General features: G+C 65.2%; 1 protein-coding gene and 1 pseudogene. Both read left to right on the top strand.

Going from position 1 to position 2575, the window contains the following annotated elements; translation table 11 throughout:
* Positions 1-216: 216 nt before the first annotated feature.
* Positions 217-1607 (top strand): annotated as a pseudogene (gene istA / locus B7X30_RS15620) (IS21 family transposase).
* Complete coding sequence (istB, locus tag B7X30_RS15615; RefSeq protein ID WP_013122263.1) at positions 1597-2418, top strand: IS21-like element ISThsp19 family helper ATPase IstB; 822 nt, start codon at positions 1597-1599, stop codon at positions 2416-2418. The pseudogene istA and the gene istB overlap by 11 nt, the downstream one beginning before the upstream one ends.
* The last annotated feature ends 157 nt before the right edge of the window (positions 2419-2575 follow it).

The following is a 2575-nucleotide window of genomic DNA, read 5'->3' as shown; positions in this document are numbered from 1 at the left end:
ACTGCGCTGGGCGCCGTGGCGCCGTCTGCCGAGGTCATTGCTGGACTGCAGGCGATGCAGAACGTGCTGAACCCCCCGTCGTCCAAGAGCCCGCCTGCCTGTTGACGCCGACCGAAAACTGAACCACTTTTGAGGGTTGTGCCGACCCAAAACTGAGCCAGGTGAACAACCTACTCTGCTGTTTTTTTGTGCAGCAGAGGACAAGGAGTGATCACCATGGACATGATTGGCAGGATCCGGCATTTGCATGCCCGCAAGAACAAATCGGAGCGCGAGATAGCGCGCATGACAGGGCTATCGCGCAATACCGTAGCGAAGTGGCTGCACGGCGAGGTGGACAGTCCACCGCAGTACCGGCGCGGCGAACAGCCGGGCAAGCTCACGGCGTTTCACGATGCGCTGAAGCTGGCCTGGCTACACGCGGGTGACCGACTTCATCCGGGCATGGCGACAGGGCGAAGGCCAGGGGTCTGCGGGCAACGCGTTCGTGCCGCTGGCCTTTGAGCTGGGCGAGGCCTTCCAGTTCGACTGGAGCGAGGAAGGCATGGTGATCGGTGGCATCTACTACCGGGTGCAGGTCTCGCACATGAAGCTGTGCGCCAGTCGGGCCTTCTGGCTGGTGGCCTACCCCAGCCAGGGCCACGAGATGCTGTTCGATGCCCACACGCGGTCGTTCGCAGCGCTGGGCGGCGTGGCGCGACGTGGCATCTACGACAACATGAAGACGGCGGTGGACAAGGTCAAGAAGGGCAAGGGTCGCATCGTCAACGAGCGCTTTGCCACCATGTGCGCGCACTACCTGTACGACCCGGACTTCTGCAACGTGGCCAGCGGCTGGGAGAAAGGGGTTGTAGAGAAGAACGTGCAGGACAGCCGCCGGCGCATCTGGATCGACGCGGCCAAGATCAAGTTCGGTAGCTTCACCGAACTCAACGCCTGGTTGTCCCAACGCTGCCGCACGCTGTGGGACGAGGTGCGCCACCCGGAGCACACCCAGTTCAGCGTGGCCGAGATGCTCGAACACGAACGAGCGCACCTCATGCCCATGCCGGTGCCGTTCGATGGCTACGTCGAGAAGCCCGCGCGGGTCTCCAGCACCTGCTTGGTGTCGGTGGCGCGCAATCGCTATGGCGGACGACACCATCGTGGCCCGCCACGAGCGGCTGAGCAACGCGGGCGAGACCCGGTACGACTGGCAGCACTACATCCCGCTGCTGCAGAGGAAGCCTGGTGCGCTGAGGAACGGCGCACCGTTCGCCGACATGCCCGAGCCGCTGCAGCGGCTACGCCGAGGGTTGCTGCGCAACCCGGGCGGCGACCGGGTCATGGCGCAGGTGCTGGCGATCGTGCTCAGCGCCGGTCTGGACGCGGTGCTGGTGGCCATCGATCTGGCACTGGAGAGCGGTGCACCGGGCAAGGTCAGCGTGGAACACGTGGTCAACGTGCTGAACCGGCTCAACGCGCAACCGGTACCGCCCACGGCGGCCACGCAGTTGAAAGTGACCACGCCGCCGCTGGCGAACACGGCGCGCTACGACAGTCTTCGCTCGGACACCGCGGACAGCAGTGTGGGCGTGACCACCGAGGGAGCCGACCATGAAGACTGATGTGCTGGTCGAACTCAAGGCACTGCGCCTGCACGGCATGGCCGGGGCGTGGGCCGATCTGGTCGAGCAAGGCGGTGGTGAGGGCGGCGGGGTGGGCGTCGAGTCCTCGCGCTGGCTGATCGAGCATTTGCTGCAGGCCGAGGGCACGGATCGGGCGATGCGCTCGGTCAGCCACCAGATGCACGCAGCGAAGTTCCCGGTGCACCGCGACATGGCGGGCTTTGACTTCGAGGTCTCGCCGGTGGACCGCAAGCTGGTGGAGACCCTGGCCACCACGGCCTTCACCGACGCGGCGCACAACGTGGTGCTGGTGGGCGGCCCGGGCACAGGCAAGACGCATCTGGCCACGGCCATGGGCGTCTCGGGCATCACCCGGCACGGCAAGCGGGTGCGGTTCTACTCCACGGTCGATCTGGTCAACGCACTGGAGCAGGAGAAGGCCCAAGGCAAGGCCGGGCGCATCGCCACCAGCCTGCTGCGCATGGACCTGGTGATCCTCGACGAGCTGGGCTACCTGCCGTTCAGCCAGGCCGGCGGGGCGTTGCTGTTCCACCTGCTAAGCAAGCTGTATGAACACACCAGCGTGATGATCACGACCAACCTGGACTTCGCCGAATGGTCCAGCGTCTTCGGCGACGCGAAGATGACCACGGCGCTGCTGGACCGCCTCACGCACCACTGCCACATCGTGGAGACAGGCAACGAGTCGATCCGGTTCAGTCGCAGCACGGCCGCGGCCAAGAAGCGCATCAAGGCCCGAGAGCAGGCGCGCAAAGGTGTCTCGACGCAGGCTGAGCCCGACCCATTCTGAGCAAGTGTCGCGATGGGCAAGCCGCTACGGGCTACGCCCTGCGCGTCTTGCCCATCGCCTTCAACACAACAACAAGGAGGTCCCCGAACCAGCACAGCCCCTACACTTATCCACAGCCGACCCTCTCAAAGTCGGCTTCCACCCCTGGCTCAATATT

The sequence above is a fragment of the Thiomonas sp. 13-64-67 genome (assembly GCF_002282795.1).
Taxonomy (GTDB): domain Bacteria; phylum Pseudomonadota; class Gammaproteobacteria; order Burkholderiales; family Burkholderiaceae_C; genus Thiomonas; species Thiomonas arsenitoxydans.
The sequence above is the reverse complement of the archived record's forward strand: the minus strand, read 5'-3'. Positions and strand labels throughout refer to the sequence as shown.

What these genes read in the sequence shown, in the direction of transcription:
- istB (WP_013122263.1), top strand. Translation starts at nt 1,597, where the DNA reads ATGAAGACTGATGTGCTGGTCGAACTCAAGGCACTGCGCCTGCACGGC.